The sequence below is a fragment of the Streptomyces sp. NPDC057565 genome, assembly GCF_042801455.1.
GTDB classification, from domain to species: domain Bacteria; phylum Actinomycetota; class Actinomycetes; order Streptomycetales; family Streptomycetaceae; genus Streptomyces; species Streptomyces yanii.
Map to the genome: position 1 here is coordinate 369,718 of NZ_JBHVFU010000005.1, position 15,941 is coordinate 385,658.

The 15,941-nt window shown below is 70.3% G+C and carries 17 protein-coding genes; 9 read left to right on the plus strand and 8 right to left on the minus strand.

The window, feature by feature from the left end; all coding sequences use genetic code 11:
• Positions 1–129: 129 nt before the first annotated feature.
• Both ACFU8W_RS14155 and ACFU8W_RS14160 read right to left on the minus strand, forming a co-directional pair.
• The gene (locus ACFU8W_RS14155; protein WP_384036223.1) at positions 130–1,683 is read right to left on the minus strand and encodes an APC family permease; all 1,554 of its coding nucleotides are present in this window, start codon (positions 1,681–1,683) and stop codon (positions 130–132) included.
• A gap of 76 nt (positions 1,684–1,759) precedes the next feature.
• Positions 1,760–1,954: a hypothetical protein gene (locus tag ACFU8W_RS14160; RefSeq protein ID WP_384036245.1), complete on the minus strand. Its 195-nt coding sequence runs from the start codon at positions 1,952–1,954 to the stop codon at positions 1,760–1,762.
• Between the two features lie 224 nt (positions 1,955–2,178).
• On the opposite strand from ACFU8W_RS14160, the gene ACFU8W_RS14165 reads away from it, so the two are divergent.
• Positions 2,179–2,619 carry an ASCH domain-containing protein gene (locus tag ACFU8W_RS14165; protein ID WP_384036017.1) on the plus strand — a complete coding sequence of 147 codons (441 nt, stop codon included), beginning with the start codon at positions 2,179–2,181 and terminating at the stop codon, positions 2,617–2,619.
• A 408-nt stretch (positions 2,620–3,027) separates the two neighbouring features.
• Here ACFU8W_RS14165 and ACFU8W_RS14170 read toward each other — a convergent pair whose 3' ends face one another.
• Positions 3,028–4,686 carry an FAD-binding dehydrogenase gene (locus ACFU8W_RS14170; protein WP_384036020.1) on the minus strand — a complete coding sequence of 553 codons (1,659 nt, stop codon included), beginning with the start codon at positions 4,684–4,686 and terminating at the stop codon, positions 3,028–3,030.
• 181 nt (positions 4,687–4,867) lie between these two features.
• Here ACFU8W_RS14170 and ACFU8W_RS14175 point away from each other — a divergent pair, with 181 nt between their 5' ends.
• The 6 genes from ACFU8W_RS14175 (at position 4,868) to ACFU8W_RS14200 (ending at position 8,593) form a co-directional block, all read left to right on the plus strand.
• Positions 4,868–5,761, plus strand: a complete 894-nt coding sequence (locus ACFU8W_RS14175; RefSeq protein WP_345513527.1) for a DMT family transporter — start codon at positions 4,868–4,870, stop codon at positions 5,759–5,761.
• Positions 5,762–5,853: 92 nt separating this feature from the next.
• On the plus strand, positions 5,854–6,504 hold the full coding sequence (locus tag ACFU8W_RS14180) for a TetR/AcrR family transcriptional regulator (protein ID WP_384036023.1): 651 nt from the start codon (positions 5,854–5,856) through the stop codon (positions 6,502–6,504).
• A gap of 11 nt (positions 6,505–6,515) precedes the next feature.
• On the plus strand, positions 6,516–7,289 hold the full coding sequence (locus tag ACFU8W_RS14185; protein WP_384036026.1) for an SDR family oxidoreductase: 774 nt from the start codon (positions 6,516–6,518) through the stop codon (positions 7,287–7,289).
• Positions 7,290–7,334: 45 nt separating this feature from the next.
• The gene (locus tag ACFU8W_RS14190; RefSeq protein WP_384036029.1) at positions 7,335–7,880 is read left to right on the plus strand and encodes an NUDIX domain-containing protein; all 546 of its coding nucleotides are present in this window, start codon (positions 7,335–7,337) and stop codon (positions 7,878–7,880) included.
• A 9-nt stretch (positions 7,881–7,889) separates the two neighbouring features.
• Entirely contained in the window at positions 7,890–8,285 is a 396-nt protein-coding gene (locus tag ACFU8W_RS14195) for a DUF202 domain-containing protein (protein WP_327247249.1), read from the plus strand.
• Positions 8,282–8,593, plus strand: a complete 312-nt coding sequence (locus tag ACFU8W_RS14200) for a DUF202 domain-containing protein (protein ID WP_384036032.1) — start codon at positions 8,282–8,284, stop codon at positions 8,591–8,593. The genes ACFU8W_RS14195 and ACFU8W_RS14200 overlap by 4 nt, the downstream gene beginning before the upstream one ends.
• Before the next feature lie 15 nt (positions 8,594–8,608).
• Here ACFU8W_RS14200 and ACFU8W_RS14205 read toward each other — a convergent pair whose 3' ends face one another.
• Positions 8,609–9,544 carry an NADP-dependent oxidoreductase gene (locus ACFU8W_RS14205; RefSeq protein ID WP_384036226.1) on the minus strand — a complete coding sequence of 312 codons (936 nt, stop codon included), beginning with the start codon at positions 9,542–9,544 and terminating at the stop codon, positions 8,609–8,611.
• 341 nt (positions 9,545–9,885) lie between these two features.
• Between ACFU8W_RS14205 and ACFU8W_RS14210 the strand changes: the two genes are divergently transcribed.
• Positions 9,886–10,908, plus strand: coding sequence for a phosphotransferase family protein (locus ACFU8W_RS14210; protein WP_384036035.1), 1,023 nt, complete (start codon positions 9,886–9,888; stop codon positions 10,906–10,908).
• 8 nt (positions 10,909–10,916) lie between these two features.
• Positions 10,917–12,131 (plus strand): acyl-CoA dehydrogenase family protein, encoded by a 1,215-nt coding sequence (locus tag ACFU8W_RS14215; protein WP_384036038.1) that lies wholly within the window; start codon positions 10,917–10,919, stop codon positions 12,129–12,131.
• 83 nt (positions 12,132–12,214) lie between these two features.
• Here the strand turns inward: ACFU8W_RS14215 and ACFU8W_RS14220 are convergent, their stop codons facing one another.
• From ACFU8W_RS14220 to ACFU8W_RS14235, 4 genes are all read right to left on the minus strand, one after another.
• A complete protein-coding gene (locus ACFU8W_RS14220; protein ID WP_384036041.1) occupies positions 12,215–12,607 on the minus strand; it encodes a hypothetical protein in 393 nt (130 codons plus the stop codon).
• 122 nt (positions 12,608–12,729) lie between these two features.
• Positions 12,730–13,323, minus strand: coding sequence for a TetR/AcrR family transcriptional regulator (locus tag ACFU8W_RS14225; RefSeq protein WP_345513539.1), 594 nt, complete (start codon positions 13,321–13,323; stop codon positions 12,730–12,732).
• A 39-nt stretch (positions 13,324–13,362) separates the two neighbouring features.
• The gene (locus tag ACFU8W_RS14230; RefSeq protein ID WP_384036044.1) at positions 13,363–15,045 is read right to left on the minus strand and encodes a class I adenylate-forming enzyme family protein; all 1,683 of its coding nucleotides are present in this window, start codon (positions 15,043–15,045) and stop codon (positions 13,363–13,365) included.
• A complete protein-coding gene (locus ACFU8W_RS14235; RefSeq protein ID WP_384036047.1) occupies positions 15,042–15,806 on the minus strand; it encodes an SDR family oxidoreductase in 765 nt (254 codons plus the stop codon). The genes ACFU8W_RS14230 and ACFU8W_RS14235 overlap by 4 nt, the downstream gene beginning before the upstream one ends.
• Positions 15,807–15,941: the final 135 nt, after the last annotated feature.

Sequence of the window (15,941 nt, forward strand, 5' to 3'; positions counted from 1 at the left end):
CCAGGCGACGGCCCACGGGTGTGCCTGCGGCATCGGGAGGTCGACTGTTCACCAGCCCATTCGAGCACCCGCGGCCGCATGTCACCAGGGGCCGCGGGTGTCCGTCACACTTCGGTAAGGCGACGGGCCTCAGCGGTGGGCCGCACCGCTCTCCGCCGCCTTCTCCCACTGGAACGCCTCGTTGCCCAGGCCGATCCTGGCGTGCACCGCCGGCTTCGTCGAGCGCAGCACCGCCCCGTACACCAGGCCGATGACGAGCGAGGCGACGACGACTCCGGGCAACAGCCAGTTGAGCACCGAGCCGGGACCGGATCCGACGAGAACGTCGAAGTCCCGGACCGTGAAGACGGCGATGGCCACCAGCGCCACACCGGCCAGACCGGAGGCGATCAGCCGCCACAGCTGCGCCTGGCCTGCGCCGCGCTTGACGAAGAAGGCGATCACGGCGAAGGAGGCGGCGGCCATCAGCACGATGACGCCGAGCGCGCCGACGTTGCCCATCCAGGTGAACAGGTGCAGCACCGGGGCGGTCGGGTCGCCGGCCGGCTTGTCGTCCGTGAACGCGAAGGCCAGCACGATGACCAGGGAGACGCCGGACTGGAGCAGCGAGCCGGTGGCCGGGGCACCGCTGGACTTGTTGGTCCGGCCGAACGCGGCGGGCAGCAGGTTCTCACGGCCCATCGCGAACGCGTACCGGGCGACAACGTTGTGGAAGCTGAGCAGCGCCGCGAACATGCCGGTGACGAAGAGGACGTGCAGCACGTCGGTGAAGGTGGTGCCGAGCCGGTCCTCGGTGAGACCGAACAGCATCCCGGGACCCTCCTTCAGCGAGGTGTCGGCGATGAAGCCGGGGCCCGCGGCGACGGTCAGTGCCCAGGAGCTGATCGCGAGGAACAGGGCGGCGTAGCCGACGGCGAGGAACATCACCCGGGAGACGACGATCTGCGGGCGGCTGGTCTCCTCTGCATACACCGGCGCCTGCTCGAACCCGACGAACGCGGCGATGCAGAAGCAGAGCGCGGTGCCGAGTCCGGCACCGGCGAGGGTGTCGGGGTTGAAGGCGTGCAGCGACAGGCCTTCCGGTCCCGGCTTGGAGACGGCGGCGATGTCGAAGATCACGACGAGGGCGCACTCGACGACCAGCAGCACGCCGAGCACCTTGGCGTTGAGGTCGATCTTCAGCCAGCCGAGCACACCGACGATCACGACGGCGACGACTGCCGGGATCCACCAGGCGAGGTCGGTCTCCAGGTAGGTGGAGAACAGGCCGGAGACCTCGAAGCCGAGGATGCCGTAGATGCCGACCTGCATGGCGCTGTACGCGACCAGCGCGACGAGTGACGCACCGGCGCCCGCGGTCGGGCCGAGTCCTCGGGCGATGTACGCGTAGAAGGCACCGGCGTTGTGGACGTGCCGGCTCATCTCCGCGTAACCGACGCTGAACAGCATCAGGACGATGCCGAGAATGACGTACAGCAGCGGCTGGCCGACGATGCCCATCACGCCGAACACGGTGGGCATCACCCCGGCGACGACCATCAGGGGTGCGCTGGCGGCGAGGACCGAGAGAAGCAGTCCCGGGGTGCCGAGCCGGTCCGCGCGCAGGGCCCGTTCCTCACCCTTGTAGGTGCTGATGCCGCCGGTGGTGCCGGTCTCGCTCGTTCTTGAACTGCCCGTCGACATGGCGGGGGTGGTCCCTTCGTTGAGGAGAAATGCGGGGAGGTGCACAACGGGGGGTGGCGCGGCGTCGGTGGGGTGGTCACGGGGTTCCGAGTACGCCGCGGTGGCCGCGGCGGTCCCGGTCATGGCCGGTGGCGACCAGCAGGGAGCGGGCCCTGGCCCACCGGCCCTGGGTGAACTGTTCTCGTACGTCGATGAGTTCGGTGTCGAAGGGGTGGCCGGAGCGCCCGCCCGGTCTTCGGGAGCGGCCCGGGGGAGGCGGGGGCGGCGACACCGCTGGCTTCCTTTACGGCGCGGGTGCGAGCACAGTGCGGGCCCTTGCGCAAACACGTACGAGACAGGTACAGACATTTCGAACGCGCCACAGCAAAGCGGTAGGCGGGGCTCCACGTCAAGAGCTGAATCGATCAACTTCGCTGATTTCCAGCCGGGTTGGCCGGAACTCAGACTTTCGCCTCCTCTCCTTCGGGAGGTGCCGGGACATGTGAGACTTGCGCCATGCCGAACCGTGAAGCTCTCAAACCGTTCCTTCTCGCCTTTCCCGGGCCGCTGCGCGATCAGCTGGTGGGGGCGGTGCTCGCCGGCGTGAAGGTGTCGACGACGGGACTGCTCGCGGAGTACGCGGCGGAGCAGGAGGAGCTGCCCGCGGTGGGCGAACGGTCGGCGCTGATCGATTCGGACGGCCGGGAGATCGCGGTCGTCGAGGTGACGGAGGTACGGGTCCTGCGGCTCGGTGACGTCGGTCTCCAGCATGTGCTCGACGAGGGCGAGGGCGACACATCGGTGGCGCAGTGGCGCGCGGGCCATGAGCGGTTCTGGCACGGGGAGGAGATGCGGGAGGCGCTCGGCGACCCGGAGTTCACGGTCGACGACGACACACTGATCGTCGCCGAACGGTTCCGGGTCGTCGAGCTGCTCGACCCCGTCGTCGGGGGGTGACGCGACTGAGAGGAGCTCACAAAATGGGAGTCCGATCAGCTCGCGGCGTCTGGCACGTGCGATCGCAAGGCACTGGAAGGCCCTCGGACGGGGTCTCCCCTGCTCGAATGAAGCTGAGAGCTTGGGGGAGGAGCTACTAGGGCATTTCGGCAACGCAGCGAGCGTGCGTGCCAGGCGTCGCGAGCCGGACGCCCATTTTGTGAGCTCCTCTGAGGCCGAGGCCTCTCGTTCGGATCGTGCCGGGCTCGCGGGGTCGGGCACGCATGTCTGCGGCGCTGTCGTCGGTCACCGACTCCCCTGCCGCCGTCAGGACATGGGGACCCCCCTTCGCTCGGGTCCCTTCCGCCGCCTTGCGATGCACCGCATCCGACGCCGCGCGCCGAACCACCAGGGATGACGGGACAGCCCTCAGACGCCGACCGCCTCGGCCACGGCGCGGCCCGCCACCCGCCCGGAGAAGATGCAGCCGCCGAGGAACGTCCCTTCGAGCGAGCGGTAGCCGTGCACTCCTCCGCCGCCGAATCCGGCCGCCTCCCCCGCCGCGTACACACCGGCGAGCGGCGTGCCGTCCTCGGTCAGCACCCGCGACGAGAGGTCCGTCTCCAGTCCGCCGAGCGACTTGCGGGTGAGGATGTTCAGCCGCACGGCGATCAGCGGGCCGGCCTTCGGGTCGAGAATGCGGTGCGGCGCCGCCGTACGGATCAGCCTGTCGCCCAGATAGGCGCGCGCCCCGCGGACCGCCGTGATCTGGAGATCCTTGGTGAACGGGTTGGCGATCTCGCGGTCCCGGGCGGCGATCTCGCGGCGCAGCGCGTCCGTGTCGATCAACTGCTCGCCGGTGAGGGCATTCATGCCACGGACCAGCGCGTCGAGGTCCTTCTCGACGACGAAGTCCACGCCGTTGTCCATGAACGCCTTGACCGGGCCCGGCACGTCGGCGCGCGCCCGGCCGATCACGTCACGGACCGATTTCCCGGTCAGGTCGGGGTTCTGCTCGGAGCCGGAGAGCGCGAACTCCTTCCCGATGATCTTCTGGTCGAGAACGAACCAGGTGTAGTCGTGGCCGGACTTCATGATGTGCTCGAGGGTGCCGAGCGTGTCGAAGCCCGGGAAGAGCGGGACCGGCAGCCGCCTGCCGCGGGCGTCCAGCCAGAGCGAGGAGGGACCCGGCAGGATCCGGATGCCGTGCTCGGCCCAGATCGGGTTCCAGTTCTCGATGCCCTCCGTGTAGTGCCACATCCGGTCACGGTTGATGTGGTGGGCACCCGCCTCCTCGGTGATCCCGAGCATCAGCCCGTCGACATGGGCGGGCACCCCGGAGAGCATCTTCGCGGGCGGGGTGCCGAGCCGCTCGGGCCACTGGGCGCGGACGAGGTCGTGGTTGCCGCCGATGCCACCGGATGTGACGATCACCGCCTGCGCCTTCAGCTCGAAGGTGCCGGTCGCCACGCGGCTGCTCGCGGTGCCGCGCTCGGCGCCGCTCGATTCGAGGACTTCGCCGGTCACGGTGTCGACGGCGCCCGCGGTGCGGCCGAGACCGGTGACCCGGTGGCGGAACCTCAGCCGGACGAGCCCCTTGGCGACGCCCTCGCGGACCCGGCGTTCGAACGGAGCGACGACGCCGGGGCCGGTGCCCCACGTGATGTGGAAACGGGGTACGGAGTTGCCGTGGCCGGTCGCGTCGTAACCGCCGCGTTCGGCCCAGCCGACGACGGGGAAGATCCGCAGCCCCTGGGCATGCAGCCAGGACCGCTTCTCCCCGGCAGCGAAATCGACGTACGCCTCGGCCCACTTCCGTGGCCAGTGGTCCTCCTTGCGGTCGAACCCCGCCGTGCCGAGCCAGTCCTGAAGGGCCAGCTCCTGGCTGTCCTTGATCCGCATGCGGCGCTGCTCGGGCGAGTCGACGAGGAAGAGACCCCCGAAGGACCAGTGCGCCTGACCACCGATCGACTGCTCGGGCTCCTGGTCGAGCAGGATCACCGTGCGGCCCGCGTCGACGAGCTCGGCAGTGGCCACGAGACCCGCGAGCCCTGCCCCGATCACGATCACATCAGCGTCGTACGCCATGGGTTCCATCCTTGTCGGGGCGGGCCGGAGCGAGCCGGAAGTTACTCGTGCGTCAGATCTTGGGCACCGGTCGGTGCGGCGTCAACCGCCCGGTCGGCGGCGCTCCGGCCGCACCCCTGCCGCCGAGGCGCTATCGTCGAAACAAATCACCCTCCCCTGGCCGGACTTGAGGAAGAGAACGGTGTCGGTGCTGGTCCTCGTACTCGCCGTGAGCGCCGCCTGCTGCCTGGGATTCGGCTTTGTCCTGCAGCAGGCCGCCGCCGAGCACGCCCCGAGGAGCGACTTCCTCTCCCCCCGGCTGTTGCTCGACCTGATGCGGGTGCCGAGCTGGCTGGCCGGGATCGGACTGATGGTCTGTGGGATGGCGCTGGGGGCGCTGGCCCTGGGCAAGGGCGAGGTGTCCGTCGTCGAGCCGCTGCTGGCGACCAATCTGCTCTTCGCGATGGCTCTGTCGCGCCATCGCACCGGGCAGCGGCTGGGCCGACAGGGCTGGGCGGGGCTCTGGCTGCTGGCCGGCGGGGTCACCGCCTTCCTGCTGGGAGGCCGGCCGCAGGGTGGACAGGTGGTCACGAACGAGCTGCGGCACTGGCTGGTGATCGGCGTGGTCGTGGGCATCGCCCTGGTGCTGACCACGTTCGCGAAGCGCTCGCAGCACGGAGCGGCCCCCGCTCTGCTCGCGGTGGCGGCCGGACTGCTGTACGGCCTCCAGGACGCGCTGACCCGAGTGAGCGGACAGCGGCTGTCGGACGGGGGGTGGACGGCTCTGGTGACAGGCTGGCAGCCGTACGCGGTGGTGGTGCTGGGCGTGACAGGTCTGATCCTGGTGCAGAGCGCCTTCGAGACGGGGCCGCTGCGGACGTCGCTGCCCGCGCTGACCGCTGCCCAGCCGCTGGCCGGGATCGCCTGCGGGGTCGGGTTCCTCGGCGACCAGCTGCGCACCGACGCGGCCGCGCTGGCCTGGCAGGCGGCGGGCCTGACGGCGATCGTCGTCGGGATCATGCTGCTGGGGCTGCATCCGGCGATGCCGGAGGGGCGCGGCCACCATCACCGCAGGCGCAGCCTCCAACCGCGCTGACGGGCGGTCGGGCGACCGGCTCCGCGTCTGTTCCCTCACAGTCGGGGCGGTGCGCCTGGTTATTAATAATGGCCAGCATTACAGTGTTCGGCATGGCGAGAACATCAGGGCCCGAGACCCGGGAACGACTGATTCGCGCGGCCGAGGAGATCTTCGCCGCCCAGGGCACCGACGGCGCCCAGCTGCGGGACATCGTCCGGCTTGCCGGGCAGAGCAACCCCTCCGCGGTGCAGTACCACTTCGGCTCCCGGGCGGGACTTCTGGACGCCGTGATGGCCGGACGGCAGGCCCGTACCGAACGCGTGATCGCACCGCTCCTCGACACGCTCGACAACACGGACGCCACAGGCGACGAAGGACCGGGCGTACGGAAGCTGCTCGCCGCTCTCGTGACAGCCGAGTCGAGCCTGCTGGCCGACGACCGCGGCCGTCGCTGCCTGCGGATCTCGGCCCAGCTCAGTCGTGAGACCGGGCTGCGCACCGGCACCCCGCACCCCGCGCTGGACGGCACCGCCTACGGACGGGTCATCGGCCGCATGGCGGACTGCCTGACCGAGCTGCCCGGGCCCCTGCGGCTGGAACGCCTCGATCTGGCGCTCACCCTGATCGGTGCGGCGTTCGCCGACCGCGCCCGCCAGTACCTCGACGGCGTCGAACCGCTGACCGGCGAGGAGCTGTTCCTCGCCGATCTTGTCGCGACGACGACCGCTTTTCTGCACGCACCCGTGCCCCGTACCGCATGAAGGACATCACCATGACCGACCTCCACCGGCTCAGCGACAAGACCGTCATCATCACCGGCGGCGCCCGCGGCCTCGGCGCCGAGACCGCCCGGCGGGCCGTCGTCGGCGGCGCCCGCGTCGTGATCACCGACGTACTCGACGAAGAAGGCGCGGCGACCGCCGCCGAGCTGGGCACCAACGCCCGCTTCCTGCACCACGACGTGACGTCCGAGAAGGACTGGCAGCGGGTCGCCGAGTTCGCCCTCGCCGAGTTCGGCCGGATCGACGGGCTGGTCAACAACGCCGGTGTGTCGACCGGTCAGCCGCTGGAGACCGAGACGGTCGAGCACTTCCGCAAGGTCATCGACATCAACCTGACCGCCGTCTTCATCGGCATGAAGACCGTCATCCCGGTGATGAAGGAGAACGGTGGCGGTTCGATCGTCAACATATCCTCGGCCGCCGGCCTGATGGGCCTCGCACTGACCTCCAGTTACGGCGCGTCCAAGTGGGGCGTCCGCGGCCTCACGAAGGTCGGCGCGGTGGAGCTGGGCACGGCGAAGGTGCGGGTGAACTCCGTCCACCCGGGCATGGTCCACACGCCGATGACCGCGTCGGTCGGCATCCAGCAGGGTGAGGGCAACTACCCGAACACCCCGATGGGCCGGGTCGGCGAGCCGTCGGAGATCGCCCAGGCAGTAACCTTCCTGCTCTCGGACGCCGCCTCCTACATCACCGGCGCCGAGCTCGCCGTGGACGGCGGCTGGACCACCGGTCCGACCGTGAAGTACGTCATGGGTCAGTGATCCCCGGCCGGGTCCCGGACTCCGGCCTGAGGTTGGATGGGCGGCATGACTGCTGCTGACGAGATCCTGGACATCGTCGACGAGAACGACGAGGTCGTGGGGCAGGCCCCGCGCGGTGAGGCGACCGCGCGGGGCCTGCGCCATCGCTGCGTCTTCATCGAGGCCCGGGACGCCGAGGGCCGGCTCTTCGTGCACCGCAGGACCGCAACCAAGCTGGTCTTCCCCTCGCGCTACGACATGTTCGTCGGCGGGGTGGTCGGTGCGGGCGAGTCCTACGACGAGGCGGCGCTGCGGGAGGCCGAGGAGGAGCTCGGGGTCTTCGGACTCCCCCGCCCCGAACCGCTCTTCAAGTTCCTCTACACGGGTGGAAAGCACACCTGGTGGTCGTACGTCTACCAGGTGCGGTGCGAGCTTCCGGTGAATCCGCAGGTGGAGGAGGTCGCCTGGCACACGTTCCTCACCGAGGGCGAACTGGCGGAGCGGCTCGGCGACTGGGAGTGGGTGCCGGACGGTCTGGAGACGTACCACCGGTTGCGGGAGTACCGGGCAGGCCGGGCCCCGACGGGCAGCCGGCCACCGAACGATCGATAAGGTTCGGGCGTGAACGAGTTCGTACAGAGCGTGAAGCTGTGGTTTGCGCCGCAGCGGATCCGTGAAGAGGGCGACACCCCCGACTACCGCTTCTCGCTCGCCAACGAGCGCACGTTCCTCGCCTGGATCCGGACGGCTCTTGCGCTCATCGGCGGCGGTTTCGCCGTCGACCAGTTCCTGCCGGAACTGGCCTGGGGGGTCAGGGCGGGGCTGGCGCTCGCGCTGCTCGCCGCCGGTGTGCTCTGTTCCCTGCGGGCGGTCAATCACTGGGTGCGGTGCGAGCGGGCGATGCGGCGCGGCGAGGACCTGCCGGTCTCCCGGTTCCCGACGCTGCTCAGTGTCGCTGTCGCCGTCGTCGCCGTCGCGATGGTGGTGGTGGTCCTCTTCGGCTGGGAGGGCAGGTGACCGACGGGGAGCGGGACCCCGGACTGCAACCCGAGCGGACCCGGCTGGCGTGGCGGCGCACCACCCTGTCCTGCACGGTGGTGGCGGTGCTGGCGGGGAAGGCGGCGCTGCACGGCGGCGCGACCCCGGCCGGGATCGTCGCCGTGTCGCTGAGCGTGCTGGCGTGGCTTGCGTTTCTGCGGGTGGCCCACCGGCGGGTGCTCGGGATGGGGACCGCGCGGCCGCAGCCACTGGCACCACGCGGCGCCCTGACGGCGGCGGCCTGCACGATCGCGCTCGCGGTGTTCGCCGCGGCGATGATCTTCTGAGGCGTTCCGCGCAGGTCAGTTGTCCCAGGGGACAGTGACGACGATCTTTCCCCGGGTGCGTCCCTCCTCGTTGAGCCGCTGGGCGTCGGCGGCCTGCTCCAGCGGGAAGACCCGGTCGACATGGACCGAGACGATGCCTTGCTCGGCCAGTCCCGCGAGCTGGGTCAGATCCGCCGCGTCGGGCCGTACGAAGGCGTAACGCCCGCCGTACGAGAAGACCTCGCCGTCCGCGATGGACGCCAGCCTGCCCTCAGGTTTCAGTACGTCCGCGGAGACGCGGAGAGCCTCGCCGCCCACGGTGTCGAAGGCGGCGTCGACCCCGTCGGGGGCCAGGGCCCGGATCCGGTCGGCGAGCCCTTCGCCGTACTCCACCGGTTCGCCGCCGAGCTGCCGGATGTGCTCGTGGTTGCGTTCGCTCGCGGTGCCGATGACACGGGCGCCCGCATGCCGGGCGAGCTGGACGGCCAGTGAGCCCACGCCGCCGGCGGCCGCGTGGACCAGCACGGTGTCGCCGTCCTGGATCCGCAGTGTGCGGTGCAGCACCTGATACGCGGTGAGGCCGGCCAGCGGCAGCCCCGCCGCGGCCTCGAAGCTCAGGCTCAGCGGCTTGCGGGCGAGCGTGCGCACGGGGGCGGCGACGTACTCGGCGAAGGTGCCGCGGGACAGGAAGTCCTCCCGCACATAGCCGATGACCTCGTCGCCGACGGCGAACTCGTCGACGGCGATTCCGGGCTGCACGACGACTCCGGAGACATCCCAGCCGGGGATCACCGGAAAGACGGCCTCCAGTCCGGACTGGAGGTGGCCCTCCCTCGCCTTCCAGTCGACCGGATTGACGGCAGCGGCCCGCACCTTCACCAGAACGCTGTCCGGGCCGACCTTGGGGTCGGGCCGCTCGCCGTACTCCAGGACGTCGGCCCCGCCGTACCTGCTGTAGCTGATCGCCTTCATCATCCGACCATCCGGGCTGCTCAGACCGCCCGCAACTCAGACGGTGGCCGCCGCGCGGAGCGGCAGGAGCGTGCGCGGGCGTGGCCGGACATCCGTCGCCCGGTCGGGAACGCGGTCGTGACAGGTGTACGCCGAGGCGCCGCCCCGGGTGGCGTACTCGACATGCTCGTCCGCGGCATGTGAATCACCGCACACTCCTCATTCGGAGATACGGCTGAACAGCAGGACCCCGACTCACTCGACACGGAGTCCACGCACCGGATTACGGGAGTTCACTGGACGACATACCGACTGGTCGGCATCATGAGCACCGACGTCTTTTCACCCCGGAGGTGCGCACGATGAGCTCAGTCCATCCGCCAGGTCTCGACCTGGACCGGCTCCGCGGACATGTCGACCGCGAGCGGCCGGGTCTGGTGAACGGACCGCTCGAAGCCCGGCTCATCGAGGGCGGCCGCTCCAACCTGACGTACATCGTCACGGACGGCACCGGTCACTGGGTCGTCCGCCGGCCTCCGCTCGGCCATGTCCTCGCCACCGCGCACGACATGAAGCGTGAGCACCGGGTCATCAGCGCGCTGCACCCGACGGCCGTGCCGGTGCCCGAGCCGCTGCTGCTCTGCGAGGACGACTCCGTCATCGGATCGTCCTTCTACGTCATGGAGTACGTCGAGGGGACCCCGTACCGCACCGCCGAGCAGCTCGCCCCGCTCGGTGCCGAGCGCACCCGCGAAGTCGTCCTGGGCCTGGTCGACACTCTGGTGGAACTGCACGCCGTGGACCCGGAGTCGGTGGGGCTCGGCGACTTCGGGCGCCCCGAGGGGTTCCTCGACCGGCAGCTGCGCCGCTGGGGCAAGCAGCTGGACGCCTCCCGCAACCGCGAACTGCCCGGTATCGACGAGCTGCACGCCGCGCTCGGGCGGGAACTGCCCGTCTCCCCCGCGCCCACTGTCATCCACGGCGACTACCGCCTGGACAACGTGCTGATCGGCCCCGACGACCGGATCAAGGCCGTCCTCGACTGGGAGATGTCGACGCTCGGCGACCCGCTGACCGACCTCGGCCTGCTGGTCATGTACAGCTCCGACCTGGGTCTGCCCAAGTCCCCGGTCTCGACCACCAGCGGAGCGACCGGCCACCCCACACCCGCCGAACTGATCGAGCGCTACGCGACCCGCTCCGGCCGGGACACCTCCGCCATCTCCTGGTACACGGCGTTCGCGTGGTTCAAGCTCGCCGTGATCCTGGAGGGCATCCACTACCGCTACACCCTCGGCCGGACCGTCGGCGCCGGCTTCGACCGCATCGGCGATCTCGTCCCCGTCTTCATCGCGCACGGCCTCACGACCCTCCAGGAAGGCTGATCACCCCCATGGACTTCGCATTCGACGCCCGTACGGAAGAACTGCGCACCAAGCTGCTCACCTTCATGGACGAGCACGTGTACCCGGCCGAGACGATCGCGCACGAGCAGCGGGCACAGCTCGCCTCCCCGTGGGACACCCCGCAGATCGTCGAGGACCTCAAGGCCGAGGCGCGCAGGCAGGGTCTGTGGAACCTCTTCCTGCCCGACGCGGAGTACGGTGCCGGGCTGACCAACCTCCAGTACGCACCGCTCGCCGAAATCACCGGCCGTTCCCCCCAGTTGGCGCCGACCGCGCTCAACTGTGCGGCGCCGGACACGGGCAACATGGAGGTGCTCCTCCAGTTCGCCACGGACGAGCAGAAGAAGCAGTGGCTGGAGCCGCTCCTCGCCGGGGAGATCCGGTCGGCGTTCGCCATGACGGAGCCCGAGGTGGCCTCGTCGGACGCGACCAACATCGAGACCCGGATCACGCGGGAGGGCGACGAGTACGTCGTCAACGGCCGCAAGTGGTACATCTCCGGGGCGATGAACCCGGACTGCGGGATCTTCATCGTGATGGGCAAGACCGACCCGGACGGCGCCGACATCCGCCGCCAGCAGTCGATGATCCTCGTCCCGCGCGACACGCCGGGCCTCGAAGTGCGGCGCGCCATGCAGGTGTACGGGTACGAGGACCACTACCACGGCGGTCACGCGGAGGTCGTGTTCACCGATGTGCGGGTGCCCGCGACGAACCTGATCGGCGAGGAGGGCGGCGGCTTCGGCATTGCGCAGGCGCGCCTGGGTCCCGGCCGGATCCACCACTGCATGCGGCTGATCGGGATGGCGGAGCGGGCCATCGAGCTGATGTGCAAGCGGGCGGTGTCCCGCACGGCCTTCGGCAAGCCGCTCGCGCAGCAGGGCGTCGTGCAGAACTGGATCGCGGACGCGCGGGTCACGGTGGAGCAGCTGCGGCTGCTCGTGCTGAAGACGGCATGGCTGATGGACACGGTGGGCAACCGGGGGGCGCACACGGAGATCCAGGCCATCAAGATCGCCACCCCGCGCGCGGTGGTCGACATCCTCGACAAGGCGGTGCAGCTGCACGGCGCGGGCGGCGTGAGCCAGGACTTCCCGCTGGCGGAACTGTGGGCGGGGGCGCGGACGCTGAGGCTGGCGGACGGGCCGGACGAGGTGCATCAGCGGTCGCTGGCGCGGCGCGAGATCAAGCGGTACGTGTAGCGGGGCGGCGGCTGCAGCCGCGCCATGTCCTCCGAAGCCGGACGGGCTGCGAATCTGCCCGTCCGGCCCGTGGATGGCGCCGTTCAGTTCTGGCGCAGCGCAGGCATCGGCACCGCGATGCCGTACGTGGTGGCGCCGACGCCCACGCCGCCCTCACAGGTGTTGGGCGGCTGGGTGCCGGTGCCGCGCGTGGAGGGCCGCTCGGCGGCCCAGAACATGTAGCCGAGCATGCCGGAGGTTGTCCCGGCCCCGTTCGGCGCGACAGTCTGCTCGAACGTTCCCGTCGATTTCTGCAACGAGTTCGCGAAGTCGGTGCACTCCGGCTGCGACTTGGTCTGGTCGCCGATGTAGACGGCGCCGGTGAACTTGGCGGGAGCGAGCGGTGGCACGGGCGGCGCGTAGGTGGGCTTGCCGTCCACATGCTCCTGCCAGTTGGCGATCGCCGTACTCGCCGAGGGCTGGCGCGCGGGCACCATCGCGTTGGCGTAGTCGAGATCCGAAGGACTGGCGTCCGCGGTCGGTGACCGTGGGGCCCCGGACCACACTCGCGAACCCGGAGCCGGCCCGACGGATGCCGCTCCCCCACTTCTGGCCGACGTCAGGGGCGCAGCGCCCGCAACAGCAGATCCGCCAAATGGTCCGCGACCTCCTGCTGGCTCAGCGGACCGTCCGGGCGGTACCACGTCGACAGGTGATGCACCGATCCGAAGTGGTAGTCCACCACCAGATCCGCCGGCGTCGCCGTGGAGAACACCCCGCTCCGCTGCCCCTCCTCCACCAGCGCCCGGAACCGCTCGTGGTAGCGGCGCCGCTCCATCCGTACCTGTTTGTTCTTCTCCGGGCTCAGATGGTGCATCGAGCGGAAGAAGATCGCCGCGTCGTCGAGGTTCTCGATCGTCGTGACGACCACGTCCGCCGCCGCGTCCCGCAGCCGCTGCTCGACCGGCGCCTGGGCGTCCGCGAACGCGTCGAGGCGTTCCTGCTGGAGCCGCAGCACCCGGGAGTAGACCTCCTGGAGGAGATCCTCCTTGGAGCCGAAGTAGTGGTAGAGCGCGCCCTTCGTGACGCCTGCCGCCTCGACGATCTCCTGGACCGACGTGCGGTCGTAGCCCTGCTCGGCGAAGAGCCGGGTGGCGGCGGCCAGCAGCCGCTGAGGGACGGGGGCGTCGTTCCCGTCCGTCGTTCTGGCCATGGCCGCCACCTGCCTTTCCGTAGTGAAGTCGCACACGTTCTACTGCTGGGAACGCAGTTCCCGCCTGAGGATCTTCCCACTCGCCGTCTTGGGAAGTTCGGTCAGGATCCGGACCTCGCGCGGGTACTTGTACGCGGCAAGCCGCTCCTTGCAGTACACACCCAGTTCGTCGGGTTCGACCGAGGAGCCGGGTCGCAGGCTGACGTATGCCCGGACGGTCTCGCCGCGGTAGGCGTCGGGGACGCCGACGACGGCCGCCTCCCGGACCGCCGGGTGGGTGTACAGGACATCTTCCACCTCGCGCGGCCACACCTTGAAACCGGAGGCGTTGATCATGTCCTTCTTGCGGTCGACGACGTAGAGCCAGCCGTCCGGGTCCATGAAGCCGATGTCGCCCGTGCGCAGTTCGCCGTCCGGGAAGGCGGCGGCGGTCGCGTCGGGCAGCCGCCAGTAGCCGGAGACGACCTGCGGGCCGCGGACGGCGATCTCGCCCTGCTCGCCGAACGGCACCTCCTCGCCGTTCTCGTCGAGGATCCGGACGACCGTGTCGGGTCCGGGGACGCCCACCGAGAGGGTCCCGGAGACCGGGTCGACGGGCGCTTCCCGCTCGGGCGGTACGGAGGCGCAGGGCGCGGTGCACTCGGTGAGGCCGTAGCCGTTGCGGATGTACGGGCCGAAGCCCGCCCGGAACTTCTCCACGAGCGCGGGCGGCAGCGGGGCGCCGCCCGAGGAGATCACCTGGAACGAGGCGAAGTGCTCGGGTGTCACACCCGGCGTGGCGGCGAGGGCCATGAAGGCGGTCGACGGGCCGACGGTGTACGCGGGGCGGTGCTCGGCGAACGCGTCGAGGACGACACCGGGGTGGAACCGGTACGCGAGCACGAGCGTGCCCGCGTTGGTGAGACAGGCGGCCAGCTGGCAGACCATGCCGGTGATGTGGAAGAGCGGGGCGAGCGCGAAGTACGCGGAGCCTTCGGGGATCGGATGTCCGGTCCGCTGGCGCTCGGCGTTGACCATGATGTTGCCGTGGGAGTTCATGGCGCCCTTGGGGGTGCCGCTTGTCCCGGAGGTGTAACTGATCAGCGCCACGTCGGCGGCGGTGAGCTCGCGGCCTTCGGGGGCGGCGAGCCCACGGCGGGCGACGGCCACCAGGTCGTCGGCGTCCCCGGGGGCCGGCAGCCGCTCGACGTTCAGGACCCGCTCGTCGTTCAGGCTCTGGAGGTCGAGCTCGCAGGCGGTGACGGCGATCCTTACGCTCGGTGCGGCGGCCGCGGTGTCCCGCAGATACGACTCCCACGCCCGGTCCGCACAGATCAGCGCGGTGACCTCGGCATCCTTCAGCACATGACCGACCTCGCCGGACTTGTACATCGGGTTGAGCGGGACGACGGTCGCCCCGGCCTTCCAGGCGCCGAGCAGCGCGAGTACGAACTGCGGGGAGTTCTGCAGCATGATCGCGACCCGGTCGCCGCGCTCCAGACCCTGCGCGGCCAGATGTCCGGCCACGGAGTCGGACAGCGCGTCGGTCTCCCGGTAGCTGAGACGCCCGTCGAAGTAGGCGAGCGCCGGGTGCTCGGGGGTGCGGGCGACGGAGGCACGGAAGCCGTGCACCAGGGTCTCGGCGGGGCTCACCGGGGCGCGTTGGGCGTCGCTGAGCAGGGAGATCCAGGGCTTCGCCGCGTAGATGGACCCGGTGAGGGCATCGGTGTCGGACTCGGTCATGCGCCGGTCTCCTCCCACTTCTGCTGAAGGTGGTTCATATTGCTGAGCCAGTGGTCGGTGTCCTTGGTGCGGGCCCGGTAGTAACCGGCGACCTCGGGATGCGGCAGGACGAGGAAGCGGTCCTCGGCCATGGCGTCGAAGAGGGCGTCGGCGACATCCTCCGGCTCGATGGCGCTGGGGGCGAGGACCAGCTCGCCGGCCGAACCGGCGGCGGTGAGCATGTCCGTACGTACGCCCTGCGGGCAGATCGCATGGACCTTGACGCCCCGGTGGCGGTAGGTCAGCGAGAGCCATTCGGCGAAGGCGACGGCGCCGTGCTTGGTGACGCTGTACGGCGCGGCGCCGATCATCGTCAGCAGTCCTGCGGCGGATGCGGTGGTGACGAACCGGCCGCTGCCGCGCTCCAGCCAGTCCGGGAGCAGCGCCCTGGCCGCACGGACATGGGCCATCACGTTGACGTCCCAGGCGGCGGCCCAGACCTCCTCGTCGGCGAAGACGTCACCCGGCGAGGCGAGCCCGGCGTTGGCGCAGTAGATGTCGACGGTGCCGCCCAGAGCATCCCGCGCGGCTTCCACGATCTGCGAGGCGTCTCCGGCGACGGCGGCGCCGCCGATCTCCTCGGCGAGCACCTTGATGCGGCTCTCGGCGAGGTCGTTGACGACGACCCGGGCGCCCTCCGCGGCGAATCTGCGGGCCAGAGCGGCACCGATGCCGCCCCCGGCCCCCGTGACCACTACGCCCGCGCCCTGCACCGTACTCATCGGGTTCCGCCTCTCTCAGCCGATTTCCCCAGCAGACTAACCAGTCGGTATGTCATCGGGGAAGGGTTTGGCCGGGGGCTTGTCGCCACTCCTGTCACACCGCTCTCGTCCGTCTCGTTCCATGCGGCCCTTGTG